The organism is Amycolatopsis sp. NPDC059657, assembly GCF_042734395.1.
Classification (GTDB): Bacteria; Actinomycetota; Actinomycetes; order Mycobacteriales; family Pseudonocardiaceae; genus Amycolatopsis.
Genome location: NZ_JBHWEB010000008.1, coordinates 109,208 through 124,838 on the forward strand (window position 1 = coordinate 109,208; position 15,631 = coordinate 124,838).

General features: G+C 69.6%; 22 protein-coding genes. 10 read left to right on the top strand and 12 right to left on the bottom strand.

The window, feature by feature from the left end; all coding sequences use genetic code 11:
* Positions 1-130 precede the first annotated feature (130 nt).
* Positions 131-892 (top strand): spherulation-specific family 4 protein, encoded by a 762-nt coding sequence (locus ACFV15_RS07060; protein ID WP_378349239.1) that lies wholly within the window; start codon positions 131-133, stop codon positions 890-892.
* Here the strand turns inward: ACFV15_RS07060 and ACFV15_RS07065 are convergent.
* From ACFV15_RS07065 to ACFV15_RS07075, 3 genes are all read right to left on the bottom strand, one after another.
* Positions 872-2,053: a cysteine desulfurase-like protein gene (locus tag ACFV15_RS07065; protein ID WP_378349240.1), complete on the bottom strand. Its 1,182-nt coding sequence runs from the start codon at positions 2,051-2,053 to the stop codon at positions 872-874. The genes ACFV15_RS07060 and ACFV15_RS07065 overlap by 21 nt on opposite strands.
* A 10-nt stretch (positions 2,054-2,063) precedes the next feature.
* Positions 2,064-2,486 carry a hypothetical protein gene (locus tag ACFV15_RS07070; RefSeq protein ID WP_378349241.1) on the bottom strand — a complete coding sequence of 141 codons (423 nt, stop codon included), beginning with the start codon at positions 2,484-2,486 and terminating at the stop codon, positions 2,064-2,066.
* A 295-nt stretch (positions 2,487-2,781) separates the two neighbouring features.
* Positions 2,782-2,946, bottom strand: a complete 165-nt coding sequence (locus tag ACFV15_RS07075) for a CsbD family protein (RefSeq protein WP_378349243.1) — start codon at positions 2,944-2,946, stop codon at positions 2,782-2,784.
* A 195-nt stretch (positions 2,947-3,141) separates the two neighbouring features.
* On the opposite strand from ACFV15_RS07075, the gene ACFV15_RS07080 reads away from it, so the two are divergent.
* From ACFV15_RS07080 to ACFV15_RS07120, 9 genes are read left to right on the top strand one after another with little or no spacing between them, the layout of a single operon-like run.
* Positions 3,142-3,699 (top strand): RNA polymerase sigma factor, encoded by a 558-nt coding sequence (locus ACFV15_RS07080; protein ID WP_378349244.1) that lies wholly within the window; start codon positions 3,142-3,144, stop codon positions 3,697-3,699.
* A complete protein-coding gene (locus ACFV15_RS07085) occupies positions 3,690-4,223 on the top strand; it encodes an Asp23/Gls24 family envelope stress response protein (RefSeq protein ID WP_378349245.1) in 534 nt (177 codons plus the stop codon). Before ACFV15_RS07080 ends, ACFV15_RS07085 begins: the two co-directional genes overlap by 10 nt.
* On the top strand, positions 4,213-4,581 hold the full coding sequence (locus ACFV15_RS07090) for an Asp23/Gls24 family envelope stress response protein (RefSeq protein ID WP_378349246.1): 369 nt from the start codon (positions 4,213-4,215) through the stop codon (positions 4,579-4,581). Before ACFV15_RS07085 ends, ACFV15_RS07090 begins: the two co-directional genes overlap by 11 nt.
* Positions 4,578-4,883 (top strand): hypothetical protein, encoded by a 306-nt coding sequence (locus ACFV15_RS07095; protein WP_378349247.1) that lies wholly within the window; start codon positions 4,578-4,580, stop codon positions 4,881-4,883. Before ACFV15_RS07090 ends, ACFV15_RS07095 begins: the two co-directional genes overlap by 4 nt.
* Before the next feature lie 54 nt (positions 4,884-4,937).
* Complete coding sequence (locus ACFV15_RS07100; RefSeq protein WP_378349248.1) at positions 4,938-5,384, top strand: Asp23/Gls24 family envelope stress response protein; 447 nt, start codon at positions 4,938-4,940, stop codon at positions 5,382-5,384.
* Positions 5,385-5,406: 22 nt separating this feature from the next.
* Positions 5,407-5,583: a hypothetical protein gene (locus tag ACFV15_RS07105; protein ID WP_091287281.1), complete on the top strand. Its 177-nt coding sequence runs from the start codon at positions 5,407-5,409 to the stop codon at positions 5,581-5,583.
* 2 nt (positions 5,584-5,585) lie between these two features.
* Positions 5,586-5,897: an Asp23/Gls24 family envelope stress response protein gene (locus ACFV15_RS07110; protein WP_378349249.1), complete on the top strand. Its 312-nt coding sequence runs from the start codon at positions 5,586-5,588 to the stop codon at positions 5,895-5,897.
* Positions 5,894-6,418: a DUF6286 domain-containing protein gene (locus tag ACFV15_RS07115; RefSeq protein WP_378349250.1), complete on the top strand. Its 525-nt coding sequence runs from the start codon at positions 5,894-5,896 to the stop codon at positions 6,416-6,418. Before ACFV15_RS07110 ends, ACFV15_RS07115 begins: the two co-directional genes overlap by 4 nt.
* The gene (locus ACFV15_RS07120) at positions 6,415-6,978 is read left to right on the top strand and encodes an alkaline shock response membrane anchor protein AmaP (RefSeq protein ID WP_378349251.1); all 564 of its coding nucleotides are present in this window, start codon (positions 6,415-6,417) and stop codon (positions 6,976-6,978) included. Before ACFV15_RS07115 ends, ACFV15_RS07120 begins: the two co-directional genes overlap by 4 nt.
* 51 nt (positions 6,979-7,029) lie before the next feature.
* Here the strand turns inward: ACFV15_RS07120 and pcaB are convergent, their stop codons facing one another.
* From pcaB to ACFV15_RS07165, 9 genes are read right to left on the bottom strand one after another with little or no spacing between them, the layout of a single operon-like run.
* Positions 7,030-8,430, bottom strand: coding sequence for a 3-carboxy-cis,cis-muconate cycloisomerase (gene pcaB / locus ACFV15_RS07125; RefSeq protein ID WP_378349252.1), 1,401 nt, complete (start codon positions 8,428-8,430; stop codon positions 7,030-7,032).
* A 10-nt stretch (positions 8,431-8,440) separates the two neighbouring features.
* Entirely contained in the window at positions 8,441-10,294 is a 1,854-nt protein-coding gene (locus tag ACFV15_RS07130) for an FAD/NAD(P)-binding protein (protein WP_378349253.1), read from the bottom strand.
* Positions 10,284-11,198: an NAD-dependent epimerase/dehydratase family protein gene (locus tag ACFV15_RS07135; protein WP_378349255.1), complete on the bottom strand. Its 915-nt coding sequence runs from the start codon at positions 11,196-11,198 to the stop codon at positions 10,284-10,286. The genes ACFV15_RS07130 and ACFV15_RS07135 overlap by 11 nt, the downstream gene beginning before the upstream one ends.
* Positions 11,199-11,201: 3 nt before the next feature.
* A complete protein-coding gene (locus ACFV15_RS07140; RefSeq protein ID WP_378349256.1) occupies positions 11,202-11,717 on the bottom strand; it encodes a hypothetical protein in 516 nt (171 codons plus the stop codon).
* Positions 11,714-13,384, bottom strand: a complete 1,671-nt coding sequence (locus ACFV15_RS07145; protein ID WP_378349257.1) for a class I adenylate-forming enzyme family protein — start codon at positions 13,382-13,384, stop codon at positions 11,714-11,716. The genes ACFV15_RS07140 and ACFV15_RS07145 overlap by 4 nt, the downstream gene beginning before the upstream one ends.
* Complete coding sequence (locus ACFV15_RS07150; RefSeq protein ID WP_378349258.1) at positions 13,381-13,962, bottom strand: beta-ketoacyl synthase N-terminal-like domain-containing protein; 582 nt, start codon at positions 13,960-13,962, stop codon at positions 13,381-13,383. The genes ACFV15_RS07145 and ACFV15_RS07150 overlap by 4 nt, the downstream gene beginning before the upstream one ends.
* Positions 13,959-15,107 (bottom strand): beta-ketoacyl-[acyl-carrier-protein] synthase family protein, encoded by a 1,149-nt coding sequence (locus tag ACFV15_RS07155; protein WP_378349259.1) that lies wholly within the window; start codon positions 15,105-15,107, stop codon positions 13,959-13,961. Before ACFV15_RS07155 ends, ACFV15_RS07150 begins: the two co-directional genes overlap by 4 nt.
* Positions 15,100-15,351 (bottom strand): hypothetical protein, encoded by a 252-nt coding sequence (locus tag ACFV15_RS07160; protein ID WP_378349260.1) that lies wholly within the window; start codon positions 15,349-15,351, stop codon positions 15,100-15,102. The genes ACFV15_RS07155 and ACFV15_RS07160 overlap by 8 nt, the downstream gene beginning before the upstream one ends.
* On the bottom strand, positions 15,348-15,617 hold the full coding sequence (locus ACFV15_RS07165) for an acyl carrier protein (protein ID WP_378349262.1): 270 nt from the start codon (positions 15,615-15,617) through the stop codon (positions 15,348-15,350). Before ACFV15_RS07165 ends, ACFV15_RS07160 begins: the two co-directional genes overlap by 4 nt.
* Positions 15,618-15,631 lie beyond the last annotated feature (14 nt).

The following is a 15,631-nucleotide window of genomic DNA, read 5'->3' on the forward strand; positions in this document are numbered from 1 at the left end:
CACCGACCGCGGCGAGTGGCCGTGGTGCGAAACAAGCCATCCGTGTGCCATTCGCGGTTAGGACGTAACGGACACGCGCCGAGCCGCGACCAGCTCGTATAGCGACCTTGCTATGGGCGGGAGAAGACCGGTGAAACTCCGAAGACACCTGGCCGCGACCGCGGTACTGCTGCTCGCCACCGCCGTTTCGGCGCCGGGGATCGCGGCGGCCTGCGACGAACGGCCCGGCACGATCGTCCCGCTCTACAGCTACCCGACCGCGGGCACCTGGACCACGCTGATCGAGGCCAAGAAGCGGTACCCGAGTGTCCCGGTCATCGCGATCGTGAACCCGGCCAGCGGGCCTGGTGTCGCGCCCGATCCGGAATACCTGATCGGCATCAGCAGGCTGCGCGAGGCGGGTGTCATCCCGATCGGGTACGTCACCACCTCCTACGCCACCAGGACAGCCGAGGCCGTACGGGCCGAAATCGATCTTTACCAGGCCTGGTACCCGAAACTTCAGGGCATGTTCCTCGACGAGATGTCCAATGTGGAGGGTCTGGAAGGGTACTACCGCGACCTCTCACAGTACTCGAAGAAGGCCGGGTTCAAGCGGACGGTCGCCAATCCGGGTACGTCGACGCTGCGCAGTTTCGTCGGCACCGTGGACACGCTGATCGTCTACGAGAACTCGGGACTGCCAGCCACGTGCTCGACGGCGAGCTGGCAACGGCGGCACAACAAGGGAAATTTCGCCGTGCTGGGCTACAACATCGAAAGTCTGCGCGAGTCCACAGTGGACTCGTGTACCTCGAAGGTCGGCTGGGTCTACTTCACCCACGGCGGCATGCCGAACCCGTGGGACGGGCTGCCGCCCTATCTGGACAAGCTACTTTGCTATCTCAAGTAGCCCGGCGAGCAGTCTGTCCACATCGGATTCGTCCGTGTACGGCGCGATGCCCGCGCGTACCGCGCCGCGCTCGAGCCCGAGCCTGCGGGCGGGCTCGAGCGCGTAGAACGTGCCCGCCGGCGCGTTGACGCCCCGGGTGGCGAGGTGCTCGTAGACGGCCTTGGGCTTGACGCCGTCGAGGGTGAACAAGGCCGTCGGCGTGCGGTGTTCCGGCGAGCCGTATCGCCGGGCGCCGAGGTCGTCAAGGCCGGTTTCGAGGCGGTTGAGCAGCGCTGACTCGTACTCCTCCAGTGCGCGCATCGACGTGGTCAGCCGTTCGCGGCGCGTGCCGGTGCCCGGGACGAGCCCGGCGAGGAAGTCGATGGCGGCGGTCGTGCCCGCGAGCAGTTCGTAGGGCAGCGTGCCGAGTTCGAAGCGCTCCGGCACCACGTTCACCGACGGCTCCAGCTTGTCGGGGTGGACGGTTTCGAGCAGCGCGGGGCTCGCGGCGACGAGCCCGAGGTGCGGGCCGAGGAACTTGTACGGCGAGCAGGCGTAGAAGTCCGCGCCGAGCTGCTCGATGTCGACCGGGCTGTGCGGGGTCAGGTGCACGCCGTCGACGTACAGCAGCGCGCCGGCCGCGTGCGTCTCGGCGGCGATCGCCGGAAGGTCCGGCCTGGTGCCGAGCAGGTTGGACGCGCCGGTCACCGCGACCAGCCTGGTCCGGTCGGTCAGCGGCAGCTCGCCGAGTTCGCCCGTCTCGCGGTCGAACTCCGCCCAGCGCACCGTGACGCCGCGTGCCTCGGCGGCCTGGACCCACGGCCGGATGTTGGCGTCGTGGTCGAGCCTGCTGACCACGATCTCGTCGCCCTCACGCCAGCCCTTGGCGAGCGCCCGCGACAGGTCATAGGTCACCTGCGTCATGCTGCGCCCGAAGACGACGCCATCGGGCACCGCGCCGAGCAGGTCGGCGACGGCCTGCCTGGCCTCGGCGACGACCGCGTCGGCCCGGCGCTCGGCCGCCGTCACCCGGCCGCGGTTGGACACGCCGGCGGTCAGCGTCTCGGCGATCGCGGCGGCCACCGCGGACGGCGTCTGCGTGCCGCCGGGGCCGTCGAAGTAGGCCGTTCCGTCTGCCAGCGCCGGGAAGTGCTTGCGTACCGAAGTCACGTCATAGGCCACGGTTGTCAAACTACCCGCACCGGATGCCGGACGACGGCGCCGAAAAGGTAGCCCTGGGTGTTGAAGCGCGCGACGTCCGGCTGGGTGGCGCCGGTGATGTCGGTGGCGCGGGCACGCAGGGTGTGCGCGCCGGTCGCGGACGGCCTTCGAGCGGCAGGTCCGCCAGCTTGAGCGCCTGAGCCATCCCAGGACGTTTCTTAAGCCCGCGCGCGGTGGTGAAGACAGCCTTGGCGTTGATGTGCTTCGCGCCGAACGGGTACGCGACTCCCGCGGCTTGACACTGGCGGGTGAATTGATGGCGGTCGTAGTCACCCCAGCTCGCCCATGGCCTGGGCCCTGCCTGATGCTCGGCGGCCAGGATCTTGCAGGCCTCGGCGAAGTCGACGCCGCCGTCCACCTCTGGCGGGGTCCGCGAGTGGTAACTCTGCTGCATCTAACGGAGCAGAGTTACCACTCGCCCATGTTGAACGAGAGGTTCCCCCGCTCCGCGCAATGCAGCAGGGGAACCCCTCGCCTGCAACCGTCACCACGGATCCTGCGCAGGCCAGGCGCCGTCGCGAGCAGTCATGACCCCGATCGGCTGGGGGTGTGTGGGTTTTGGGGCGTTAGACGACCCAAAACCCACACAGTCACTCTTTCGAGGCCAGGGCCGACGCCGGCCAAGGTCGCCAGCACGACATGACACCTTCGCCCTTCCGCCCAATAACCGCCCGCAACGCGCACGAGTCCTACTTCTTGACGATGTTCTTGACCTTGTCGATGACCTCAGTCGCGGCTTCCTTGACCTTGGCCGCCGCCTGGTCGGCCTTGCCCTCGGCGCGGAGTTTGTCGTTGCCGGTGACCTCGCCCGCCGCTTCCTTGGCCTTGCCGCCCAGCTTGTCGCTCAAAGACATCGCGTTCTCCTCGCTCTTCAGCGGCACCCCGCGGCGCCGTTCACTGGATCGACACGGGGGTGCGCGGGATCGTCACGACCTCCTTCGGGTGACAACGATCACCTGGACCCATTTTTGCGGGTAAGCGTGACGAATCCGGACATGCCGTGTCTTGAGGACGTCAGCTCCCGCGGGGAAAGGATTGTCGAGCAGCAGATGACGACATCCACCGAGATCGCGCTCGACGACGCCACGCTGGTGGCTCGCGCGCGCGATGGCGATACGAATGCCTACGAACAGCTGGTCCGGCGCTATCAGGGGCCGATGTACCGGCTCGCGATGCGGATGCTGGCGAGCACCGGGGACGCCGAGGACGTGGTGCAGGAAGTGTTCCTCACCGCGTGGCGCAGGCTCGGGCAGCTGCAGGAGGACGCCGCGTTCGTCGGGTGGCTCTACCGGACCACGACGAACCGGTGCCTCAACGTCATCCGCGGCCGCAAGCCGGTCGCCGACGTCGAGCTGGACGAGCACGCGTCGACCGGTTCGGCGGGCAGGCCGGAGCGTGCCGCCGAAACGAGTGCGCAGCTGGCGGCGCTGACCGACGCGCTCGCGTTGCTGACTCCGGAACAACGCGCCTGCTGGCTCCTCCGCGAGGTGCACGGGCGGTCCTACAACGAGATCGCGCAGGCGTTGAACACCACGGCCACGGCCGCGCGCGGACGGATCGCGCGCGCTCGGGCACAACTGGCGGAGGTGATGGCGCCATGGAAATAGCACAGGACTACCTCCTGCCCTGCGGCCGCGACGTCGAGACGATGTGGGAGCGGCTCGACGAGCCGGACGAGCACGAAACCGGCTGTGAACACTGCGGCGGCGCGCGGGCGAGCCTGCTGGTGCTGCGTGAGCTGACCGGTGAGCTGATCGCGGACGAGCCGGAACCGTCGCTCGACCTGACCGGCCGGATCATGGCGGCCGTGCGCGCCGACGTGCGCAAGCGCGACCTGTTGCCGGTGGCGACCACCGAACCCGGCGCGGTGCGGGTGAGCGCGCAGGCCGTGGCCGCGGTGCTGCGGTTCGCCGCCGACAGTGTCGAGGGCGTGCGCGCGCGCCGGTGCAAGGTGACCGAGGCAGCCGACTACTCCGTGATCGTCGAGATGACCATCGCGGTCGCGTATCGGGAGTTCAGCGGAACCGCGCTGGCACTGGTCCGCGATCGGGTGGCAGCGGCGGCGAGCGCCCGTGTCGGCGTCCGGCTGGCCCGGCTCGATCTCACCATGGACGACCTTTATGAATCCTGAAACCGAATCCGTGATCGCCGAGCCGGTGATCGCCGCGGTCGCCGCGTACGCCGCGGCCACCGTGCCCGGTGTGATCCGGCTCGAACCGGGACTGCGCGGGCTCGCCGGCTCGGTCGTCCGCACGGCACGCCAGAAGATCAAGGGCCTCGACCCGGCGCCGACCGAAGGCGTCCGGGTCACGATCGAGAAGGGGGAGGTCCGGTTGGAGATCGATCTGACCAGCTCCGGTTTCGACCAGGTCGCCGCCGTCGGGCAGGCCGTGCAGCGCACGGTCGCCCGCGCCGTCGCCGACGCCACCGGGCTGACGGCGGCCTCGGTGACCGTGTCCATTGTGGACATCGAGGGCGGGCTGCGATGACCGCGCGGAGCGACCTGACCCAGGCACTGCTGGCCGCGCTGCGCGAGCTGGACGGTCTCCGTCCCGCCGCGCCTGGGGACCTCGGCGCGCTGGCCATCGGCGTGGACGCGGACCTCATCGAGATCCGGCTCGTCGCGCTGGCACTCCCCCTGCCTCCCTTGCTGAGCAAGGCGGAAGCCGTCCTGCGTTCCATTGTGGACGGTTCGCCGTGGCAGGCCGCGCGGCTGCGGCTGCTGGTCACCGATCTCGACGCGGCCGCGCTCACCCGGGAAAGAGAGCCGGGTCACATGATCAGCCCGTGACATTCCCGCGCACCGCGGGTCCTAACACCAGACCGACGAATTGAGGGAGCAGCCATGACGAACACGACCACCAAGGCACCCGGCACCGAGATCGCCAAGACCGACGCGCTGGCCTCTTCGCAGGGCACCACGACCATCGCCGACACCGTCGTGCAGAAGGTCGCCGGGCTCGCCACCCGCGAGGTCCCCGGCGTGCACGCGCTCGGCAGCGGCACCGCGCGGGCGTTCTCGGCGCTGCGTGAGCGCATCCCCGGCGGTTCGGCCAGCGCGGGCCAGGGCGTCGCGGTCGAGGTCGGCGAGAAGCAGGCCGCGATCGACCTGGTGATCCTCGTCGAGTACGGCGTGTCCATCGCCGAGCTCGCGCGTTCGGTGCGCCGCAACGTGATCACCGCGGTCGAGCAGATGACCGGGCTCGAGGTCGTCGAGGTCAACATCAATGTCTCGGACGTGCACATCCCCGGCGACGACGACGAAAGCTCGGACTCCACCCGCGTCCAGTAACCACTGAGCCAAGGAGAACACCATGTCCGCCACCCAGCTCGGCCTGCTGACCGGCCTCGCACTCGGGTTCGCCGCGGCCTTCGGCGGCTTCGGCGCCTTCCTGGTCGTGCTCGTACTCGGCGCGCTCGGCCTGCTCGCAGGCCGTGTGCTCGACGGCAAGCTCGACCTGTCCCAGCTGACCGGCCGCGATCGGGGCTGACCATGACCATCGCCGAGCTGGGCACGCTCACGATCGCGGACCGCGCGGTCGAGCGCATCGCGGCGCGCGCCGCCACCGAGGTCGACGGCATCGGGGAAACCGCCAAGGCCAGCGCGAAGGTCGACGGCGGTTTCACCAGCCTCGGTGTGCGGCTCTCGGTCGACTACCCGCTCTCGGTCGCGAAGACGACCGAGCGGGCCCGCGCGCACCTGCTGAGCAGGGTCGAGGAATACACCGGCCTCACCGTGTCGCGAATGGACATCACTGTCACCTCTTTGGCCAGTGCGGCCGCTGTCACCAGGAGGGTCCTGTGAAGCGACGGTCGCGCAGGAGTCTCCCCGCGACGTTGACCGCGCTCGTCCTGCTCGCGCTGTGTGCGCTGGTCGCGATCGTGTCGATCCAGCTGATCGTCGGTGAGCGGCCGTGGGTCGACTACCGGGTCGTGACGCGAGTCCGCTGGAACGAGCTGGTCCCGGCGATCGCGGGCGGGGTCGCGGCCGCGCTGGGCCTGGTGTTGCTGCTCGCGGCCGTCGTTCCTGGCCGTCTGACGGTGTTCCCGTTGCGCGGGGAGGAATCCGGCATCGACTCAGGGGCTTCCCGGCGGAGCTACCGAAGCACGCTGCGGGCCACGGCGTCCGGAGTGGACGGTGTCCGTAGCGCGAAGCTGAAGGTGGGCCGTCGTCAGGTGGCGGCGGTGGTCTCGACCGAGCGCACGGTCGTCGACGGCCTGGCCGACGCCGTGCGCTCGGCGCTCGATCACCGGCTGGAGCAGATCGGGCCGGTCGAGCGGCCGACGGTGAAGGTCAGGGTCAAAGCGGCCAGGAGTGTGTCATGAGCAGCCATAATCGTCCGGCACGGCTCAACCGCGCGGTGCTCGCCTTGTTCGGGCTGGTGCTGATCGCGGGTGGCGGCTTCGCGGTCGCCACGCACTTCGGCAAGCTGACGGTGATCGCGCCGGACGCGACCGTGTTGCCCGCCGGTACGCCGTCGACCTGGGTGTACTACGTGGCGGCCGCGGCCGCGATCGTGGCCGGGCTGCTGATGGTGCGCTGGCTGGCCGCTCAGCTGGTGCGCAAGCCCAAGGCCTCCGCCTGGGTGTTCGATCAGGATCGCGGCCGGACCGAACTGGCCGCCGCCACGGCCTGCGCGCCGTTCGCGGCCGAGGTCGGCGGGTATCCGGGAGTGCACGACGTCAGCGCGGCCTTGGCGGGGAACCAGGAGTCGGCTTCGCTGGCGCTGGTGGTGACCGTCGAACAGGACGGGGACCTGACCGCGATCCGGCGGCGTCTCGACGAAGAAGGGTTTCCCCGGCTACGGCAGGCGCTCGACCTCGAGGAATTGCCGGTCCGGCTCGAGTTCCGGTTCTCGGCCAAAGCCGGGGCTCGGGCTAGGTAGTCGTGAGTGGTATGGCCGGTTAGAACCGGCCATACCACTCACGACCCCAGGTCAGAGGGTGCGGCGGTACCGGTTCAGCACCCGGTCGACCAGGCTCTCAGCGCCGCCCAGGTAGCCGGCCGGGTCCAGCAGCTCGGTCAGGCGTTGTGGACGGATCAAGCCGTCGAGTTCCGGTGTCGCCTGGACGACCTCGGCCAGTGTCTTGCCGGTGCCGGCCGCCTGCAGAGCCGCGCAGGTGAGCAACTTCTTGGCCTGGGTCTTGCCCAGCAACGGCGCCAATGCCACGTTCAGGCGTTCCGTCACGATCGCTCCCCCGGTCAGCGCGAGGTTCTCGGCCATACGCTCGGGATGCACCACCAAGCCCTCGCTCAGCTCGACCGCGGTATGCGACGCTCCCCCGGCCAATCGCAGTGCCTCGCGCAACGGCTGCCACTCCGAATGCCAGGCTCCGCCGGGTCGCTCGTCGTCCGCGAGCATGCTCTGCGCGAGGATCAACGTCAGCGCGGGCACTTGCCGGGCCGCCGACACGATCAGCGTCGACAGCACTGGATTCCGCTTCTGTGGCATCGCCGACGAGGCGCCGCGCCCCGCGGCCTCTGGTTCCGAAACCTCCGCGATCTCCGTGCGGCACAACAATTGCACGTCCAGTGCGAACTTCCCCAAAGCCCCCGTGACGAACTGCAGCACCGCCCCGAGATCGGCGATCGGGGTCCGCGCGGTGTGCCAGCACGTCGTCGGTTCCGTCAGCTCCAGCTCCTCGGCGAACGGCCCGAGCAGCTCGACGCCGCCCAGTGGCAGGCGTGTGCCCGAGTCGATCTCGGCGTACTCGCCGTACGCGGCGAGGGTGCCTGCCGCGCCGCCCAGTTCGGCGGGCAGGCCGGCGCAGACCAGTGCGCGCAGGCGGATCTGGGCGTCCAAGATCAGCTGGAGCCAGTTCGCCGCCTTCAAACCGAACGTGATCGGGACGGCGTGCTGGGCCAGCGTCCGCCCGGCCATCACCGTGTGGCGATGCTCGTCGGCCAAGCGGGCCAACGCCGCCGCGATCGCCTCCAGATCGGTGTTGATCAGGTCGAGTGCGCGGCGGGCGACGAGCATCGACGCCGAGTCGAGGATGTCCTGGCTGGTCGAGCCTCGGTGGACGTACTCGGCCGCCTCGGGGTCGAGCCTGGCGACGACCTTGGTGAAGGCCGGGACGAAGGCGACGACCGGGTTGGCCGCCGCTCTGGCCGCGCGGGCCAGTTCCGCAACGTCCAGATACTCATGGCGGGCGGCCGCGGTGATGGCCGTGGCCGCAGAGGCTGGGATCAGGCCGAGCCTGGCTTGGGCTCGCGCCAGTGCGGCTTCCGCGTCGAGCATGGCCTGGAGCCAGGCCTCGTCGGCGACGATCGGTTCGACCGGGGTGCCGGCCCAGGTCGGTGCGAGCAGGCCCCCGTCGGTGAAACTGGTGGTCATGGCTCTCCTGTCAGACGGCGAGCGTGGCGTCGAGTGCCAGCACCGCGCGGGCGATCGCGTCCGCGTCCTCGAGGGTGACCGAGCCGACGCCGGGACGGATGCCCGCCGCCGTCACCCAGTGCACGCCCTCGGTCGGGACGCCGAACGCGAACCGCGACGGATGCGCGCGGCCGTGTGAGTCGACGACGCGGTACGGGCGGGCGGTGACCGACAGGCCGCCGCTTTCGTAGGCTCCGTCCGGCAAGCGGTACGGGCGGCATTGCCCGGTCGCCAAGAGGTGCCGCAGCAACGGGTTCCCGGAGCGGCGCAGGTCGATCTCCGGCAGCCTGGCCTCGATCAGGCCGGTGACCGGGACGGCGGGCGACGGGATCGAGGAGCCCACCAGGAAACGGCCTCCTGACGGTTCGACCGTCATGCCGGGACCGGTCATGTGCAGCACACCCGCCTCGATCAACGCGATCATCTCCTCGATGCGCCGGGCGGGCGGGCCGATCGAGGTGTAGGCGTTGAGCGGGTTGTACCAGCTTTCCAGTTCGTCCCGATAGGACTCGCCGTCGATGCCGCCGTGGTCGACGACCTGGCGGATCTCGTTGCGCAGGTCGCGCAGCACGTCCAAAGCGGACTTGAGCGGGCTGGTCCGGTTGCCCATCCTGGCCTGCTCGACGTCAGCGCGCAGGTAGTCCAGCAGCCAGGCGGTGAACTCGCCGGTGTCGGCGAACTCCCGGTCACCCTGCGGCCTGCTGATCCGCTCCCAGCTCCAGCGCTCGGTGATGCCGTAGCGCTCCAGCAGTGGTTCCTCGTCACGGGTGCGGACGAACTCCGACACGAACGCCTGGCCGTCCTTTTCGGACGAACACAAGGTCTGGTAGTAGACCGCCTTGACCTCGAGGTCGACCAGTGGCCACACCGAGTCCGAGAACGCGACCGGCGCCAGCGTGCGCAACTCCCTGATCTTCGCCGAGGTCAGGAACAGCGGCAGATGGCGTCCCGACGCGCCTTTCTGGTTCTCGCCTCGTGCGTGGTAAGGGATTCCGCGCCGCGAACCGGCGAACAGCTGAGGCTCCAAACCGGACTTGACGTACCGAAGACCGGAGGCGTGCCTTTCGTAGACACCACCGCGTTCGACCGTGAGCAGGTTGATGTAGTCGAAGAAATTCAGGCCGAGCCCACGCAACGCGACCGGCTCGCCCGGCATGAACCGCCGGGTCTCGGCGTCGGCCGGGTTGGACTGCTCCAGGTAGATCAGCTTGTGCGCCTGGGCGAACGTGCTCAGCCGCTCCTGCTCGGCCGAGCGCGCCACCGGGCCGTGGCCCAGCGCGAGCACCACGGCGTCCAGTCCGGAAAGGACGGTGCCGTCCCGCAATGACAACGTCTGCTTGCCATCGGCCGTGTCGTCCAGCGCGACCGCGGCCGACGCGTGGACGATCACCGACACCTGCTCCGGCGCGTTGGCGACCAATCGTCTGAAGACCCACTGCAGATAGTGGCCGTAGTAGGCGCGTGACGGGTAGTCGTCCGGGCCGAGCTGATCGGCCTCGGCACGCACCCAGGCCGGGTACGCGCCGGGCAGCTCGCCATCACGCAGCCAGGTCGACCATTCGTACAGGCTCGGACCCGGCACGATCGGGCCTGCACACTGGACGCTTTCGTCGGTGAACAGGCTGACCTGCGACGCGACCGTGTTCATCAGCAGCCCCGTGCGCTGCCTGGTCCGCCACACCGCACCGGGTCCTGCCGGGAACTCGTCGACCACATGCAGCACGACCGGGACACGCGTGCTGTCCACATTGGCCAGCAGCCGTTCCACCACCGAGGTGCCACGCGGCCCCGCACCGACCAGGCAGAGCCGGAGCTCACCGCTCATCGTCGGCCATCCCGTCGCGCCAGCTGGGCCTGCCCGGCTTCCAATCGAGGCTGAGCCTGGCCCGGTCGTTCGACGCGCCGCGCATCTCGGTGAGCTGGTACGCGGTGAACCAGCCGAGCAGCCGCCCGGCGAGGTCGGCCGGAACGGCCCGCGGCGGTGGCCCGCCGAGCTGCTCGGCGAAGTGCGGCAGCCAGACCGAGGCCTCGGCCGGGTCGTCGTCGGTGATGTTGAACGTCCCGGTCGCGTCGCTCTCGACGGCGAGCACCGCGGCCTGCGCGGCGTCGTCGGCGTGCACGAACGACGTGATCCCGCCCGCGATGTCCGGCATCCGCAGCTTTCCGGCGGCGACCGCGGTGGCGGTCGCGCCGTCGCGGCCGTACCAGGTGCCGGGGCCGTAGAGCGTGCCGTAGCGGAGGGCCACACCGGAAATGTCCTTGGTGCCGAGGACGAGCCGTTCCAGCTCGGCGATCGCCTGAACCGTGCGCGCCCAGTCCTCGTCGGGCGCGTCGAGGTAGAGCGGGGCGTCCTCGTTGAGCACCGGGTCACCCTCCGGCGCCGTGCCGAACGCGATGCTCTGCGCGACGATCCGCCGGACACCGGCGTCACGCGCGGCGGTGAGCAGGTTCGCCGTGCCCTCGGTGCGCAGCCTGGCCGTCACCTCGAAGCCGAGCGAACCACGGTCACGCAGCGCCGAGAGCTGGTGCACGATCACGTCCGGTCTCGCCACCAGCAGCGCGGCGCGTACCGCGTCGCGGTCGAGCGCGTCGGCGACGACCGTCAGATCGGCTGACGGCGCGCGGGCGGGCTCGCGGACCATGGCCGTCACGTGATGACCGCGCGCCCGCAGCAGCGGGAGCAACCTCCGCCCGATCACCCCGGTCGCGCCGGCGATCAGCACGCGCATCCCTCAGTCCTTTCCGTCGTGGGCCGCGACCCGCATCAGCAGGCGGCAGGCCGGATCGCCGTGCCGGAGACATCCGGTGGCGCAGTTCTCCGAGAGTTCGACGCCGAGCCCTGCCGACCAGCCCGCGTGGATCTCGGTGCACGGGCATTCGTAGCCGTCGAGCGAACCGGCCATCCGGACCATGGTCACGGCGAAGTTCTGCCGCATGGTCAGTTCCAGCAGGTCATCGCCGATCACCTCGATCCCGCCGTCACGCAGCTCCGACGGGAACATGTACTCGGCGCAGGCGTCGTAGCGGGCGCGGAGTTCGTCCAGGTCAGCGGCCGGTTTGCCGCCGAACTGGCGCAGCATCCGCTTGCCGACGTGCGCGGCGACGAACCGCAGCGCCTCGGCGTTGATCTCGTTCGCGACCGCGTGCCCGAAGCGTTTCGCGACGCCCTGATACCAGCGCGCGTCGTGCAGCCACCACTGGCGATACACGTCCATCGCGCGCGCGGCGCGCGGTTCGACCGCGGTCATTTCTCCGCCAAGAGACGGGTGCGGAACTTCTCGCGCATCTCACGCTTGAGCACCTTGCCGGTGGCGCCCTTGATGACGTCGGCGGCGTCCATCCGCATCGCCTTCGTCAGCTGCGGGAAGCCATGCGTGTCAAGGGTTTCGTTGATCACCGACGTCCACTCGGCGTCGCTGAGCGACGCGTCGTCCGCGACCTGGACAAGCACGTATGCATCGGCGACGCCGTCACCATCCCAGTCTGCGCGGACGCCGTCCGGCGCGACGGCGACGACTGTGCAGTCGGCCAGCTCGGGCAGTTCACGCAACAGCAGTTCCTCGGTGCGGGTGCTGAACACGATCCCGTTGACGGTGCGGATCGCGTCCGGCGCGCGGTCGAGGTGATAGAAGTTGCCTTCTTCGTCCTGAATGGACAGATCACCGGTCAGCCAGTAGCCGCCGAGCCGTAGCTGATGCCAGGTCTTCGTGTCGTTCCAGTAGCCGGGGGTCAGCGTCGGCGACTTCACGCCCAGCCTGCCGACCTGCCCCGGCGGCAACGGGACGCCTTCTTCGGACAGCACCGCGCCCTCGGCGAAGCTCATCGGCTTGCCGATGCACCTGCCGTACGAGGCGCTGCCCGGCTTGTGTCCATTGTGGAAGATCGAGTACCCGGTCTCCGACGAGCCGAGCCCGTCGGTGAACACCGAACCCGCGACCCGGTGTCGCTTGAAGTCCTCGCCGACGGTCACGTAGCTGCCCTGCGCGATCAGCTCGCGGACGTGGGCCTCGTGCGCGGCGTCGCCGGTGTTGTACCAGGCCTCGATGCTGCTCATCTTGCGCTCGCTGAGATCACTCGTGGCGATCTCGCCGTAGGTCCCTGCGAAACCGAACACGGTAGTCGGCTGGAACCGGTCGATGGCATCGAGGACATCGGACCCACGCTGGCTGGACTGCAGGTAGACCGGCGACCGGAGCAGCAGCCCGAACATCATCACGGACATGGCTGCGTTGTGCGAGCCCGGAAGTGCTACTAGCAACCTCCCCATGGCCGTGCCGACGGAGAGTTTCAGCCGGTGCAGCTGGGCATAGAGCAGGGTCTCGTGGGTGTGCGGGACGGCCTTCGGCATGCCGGTGGTGCCCGAGGAGTGCGAGATGATGATCGGGTCGGTCTTGTCGTGCGCGTACGGGAAGACCTTCGGCAGCGGCTGCCGGTCGTCGGCTCGGATCGCCGAGGCGGTGACGCAGAAGCCGAGGCCGAGGCGTTCGTAGTTCTGCTTGAAGTTCTCCTGATGCGCCTCGTCGGTGATGATCCCGACGGCGCCCTGGCGGCGCACGTACTCGAGCGCGATCTCGGGCTTGAGGTTGCCGTTGACGAACGACGGGATCGCCCCGAGCGACTGCACCGCCATGAAGTTGATCGCGAACTCGGTGCTGGAGAACGTCTGGACCGCGACCGGATCACGCGGCTTGACGCCCCGCGCGTGATACCAGCCCGCGTAGATCTCGACGATGTCGTGCAGCTGCCCGAGGGTGAGCACATCCGGCCGGGTGCCGTCCGGCGCCAGCCAGGTGCCGTCGGTCCACAGCACCTCGTCGTCCATCGACCGGCCGTAGGCCTTGAGCCGGTGGATGACGTTGCCCGCGCCGAGCCGCTCGTCGCCGAGGATCTGGGCCCGATCTTCCTTGCTGATCACGATGATTCTCCCTTGAGTGAGGTCTGGGCCAGCGCGACGAGTCCCGGCACGCCGCCGGCGGGTGGCTCGTCGTCGAGGCTCGCGATGAGCAGCGCGACCGCGACGTGTTCGGCGGGCGCGGCGGTGCCGAGCACCCGGTGCACCGCTGCCGTGCGCGGGTTTTCGGCCAGTTCGACGCCGATGACCAGCACCTGGTCCAGGTCCTCGTCGGCGAGCAGGACCGAGGTGACGTCGAGCGGTCCGGAGCCGGGTTCGTCCCCTGTGGACACCGACAGCAGCGGCCCGGTGATGCCGAACTCCTTGCTGACGTAGCCGAGGATCGCGTTCGACGTCGCCTGCATGAACAGCAGCGCGTTGTGCGGCTGCCCCTCGGTGAGCAGCTTGCTGGCGAGATCGGTGGTGCCGCTGTCGCCGATCACGCTCGCCAGCACGATGGCGGTGCGCGTGCCGTCGGCCGGGTAGGTGTTCAGGCAGCCTGCCGCGACCTCGTACACGAGCGGGTTGAACGGGGACTCGACGAAGCCGCTGACCTGCGCCGGTTCGCCGGGACCCGCGATCGCCGCGGACAGGATCTTCATACTCGCTCCAGCAGCAATGCCGTGTTCGCGCCACCGAAGGCCGCGTTGACGGTCAAGGCGCGGCGCAGCTTCGCCTTACGCGGTTCGTTCGGCACGTAGTCGAGGTCGCACTCCGGGTCCGGCGTGGTGAAACCGGCGGTCGGCGGCACGACACCGTCGAGCAGCGCGAGCAGCGAGATCACGAACTCGACCGCACCGGAGGCCTCCAGCAGATGGCCGGTGGTGCTCTTGGTCGAGCTGATCGGCACCTCCGGCGCGCGGTCGCCGAAGACCTCGTGGAAGCCCCGCGTCTCCGCGAGATCGTTGTGCTTGGTGCCGGTGCCGTGCGCGTTCACGTAGTCGACGAGCGCGCCGGCGTCGTCGCCCGCGCGACGCAGTGCCGAGCGCACCGCGGTGACCAGGCCCCTTGCTTCGGGATGAGGCCGCGCGATGTGATGCGCGTCGGAAGCCGCACCCCAGCCGACGACTCGCGCGAGCGGCAGTGCCCCGCGCCTTTCCGCGCTGTCGGCCGATTCCAGCACCACGGCGGCCGCGCCGTCACCGAGCAGCAGTCCCGACCGGTCCGCGCTGAACGGCCGCACGACGCCATCGCGTGCGAGCGCCCAGCCGGAGTCGAACTTGGCCTGGTTCTCCTCCTCTACCAGGTAAGCCCCGGCGCAGACCGCGCTCTCCACGCGACCGGACGCGATCATCCGGCAGCCGTGGATCAACGCGCTGGCCGACGCGACACACGCGTTCGTGAACGCCATCCTCGGCCCTCGCGCCCCCAGCCGGACGGCCAGCGCTTCGGCCAGCCTGGCGGGCACGGTGCCGCCGACACCGGCCGAATTCGTCCCGCCCGAACGCCAGAACCGGGTCAGCGCCGTGAAATCGCCAGCCGTGCCGACCAGGACAGCGGTGTCCCGACCGGCCGGAAGATCCGCCATTTCGACGGCGGTGTCGGCGCACCGCGACAGCACCGGGCGCACGGCGGGCGTGTCCTCGGCGTCATAGGTCGCGGCGACATGCGAACGCAGGCCGGTGGTGGCGAACCGGGTGATCTCCGGGAACTCCTGGCGCCCGGCGAAGACACCGTCCCGCACCCGCGCCGGGCCCTCGCCGAACGCGGTGTGCACGCCGTACCCGGTGACGACGACCTCAGCCATCGCTGCCTCGTTTCGCCAGGCCCTCGGTGATGCGGGTGACCGAGGTGACGCCGGTGACGTGCTCGTCCTCGGGATCGAGCGCGATCCCGTGCCGCAGTTCGAGCAGGTGCAGGAACCACACCAGGCCGAGCGAGTCGAGCACGACCTCGGCGTCGTCGGAGTCCAGATCGGGGAAGATCTTCGGATCGGACAGCAGCAGCCGCACCTGCTCGGCGGTGATCCGCGTCCCGGCGTCGGTGGTCATGCCTTGGCGCCGCGCTTCGCGACGTCGGTGACGAGCTCACCGAGGCTCATCGCGCCGAGCGGCTCGATGTCGGTCTCCGGGAACTCGACGCCGAAGCGGCGCTCCAGCCGCATGGTCAGCTCGATCAGGCTCAGCGAGTCCAGGTCGATGCCGCCGGAGCCCAGCGGCGCGGCGTCGTCGACCTCGCCCTCGAGCGGGTGGCTCATGTCGTCGGTGACGGTCTTGAGCACGAACAGGCGGATCTCGGTTTCAAGGGTGGTCTGCATTTCTGTCCTTCCGG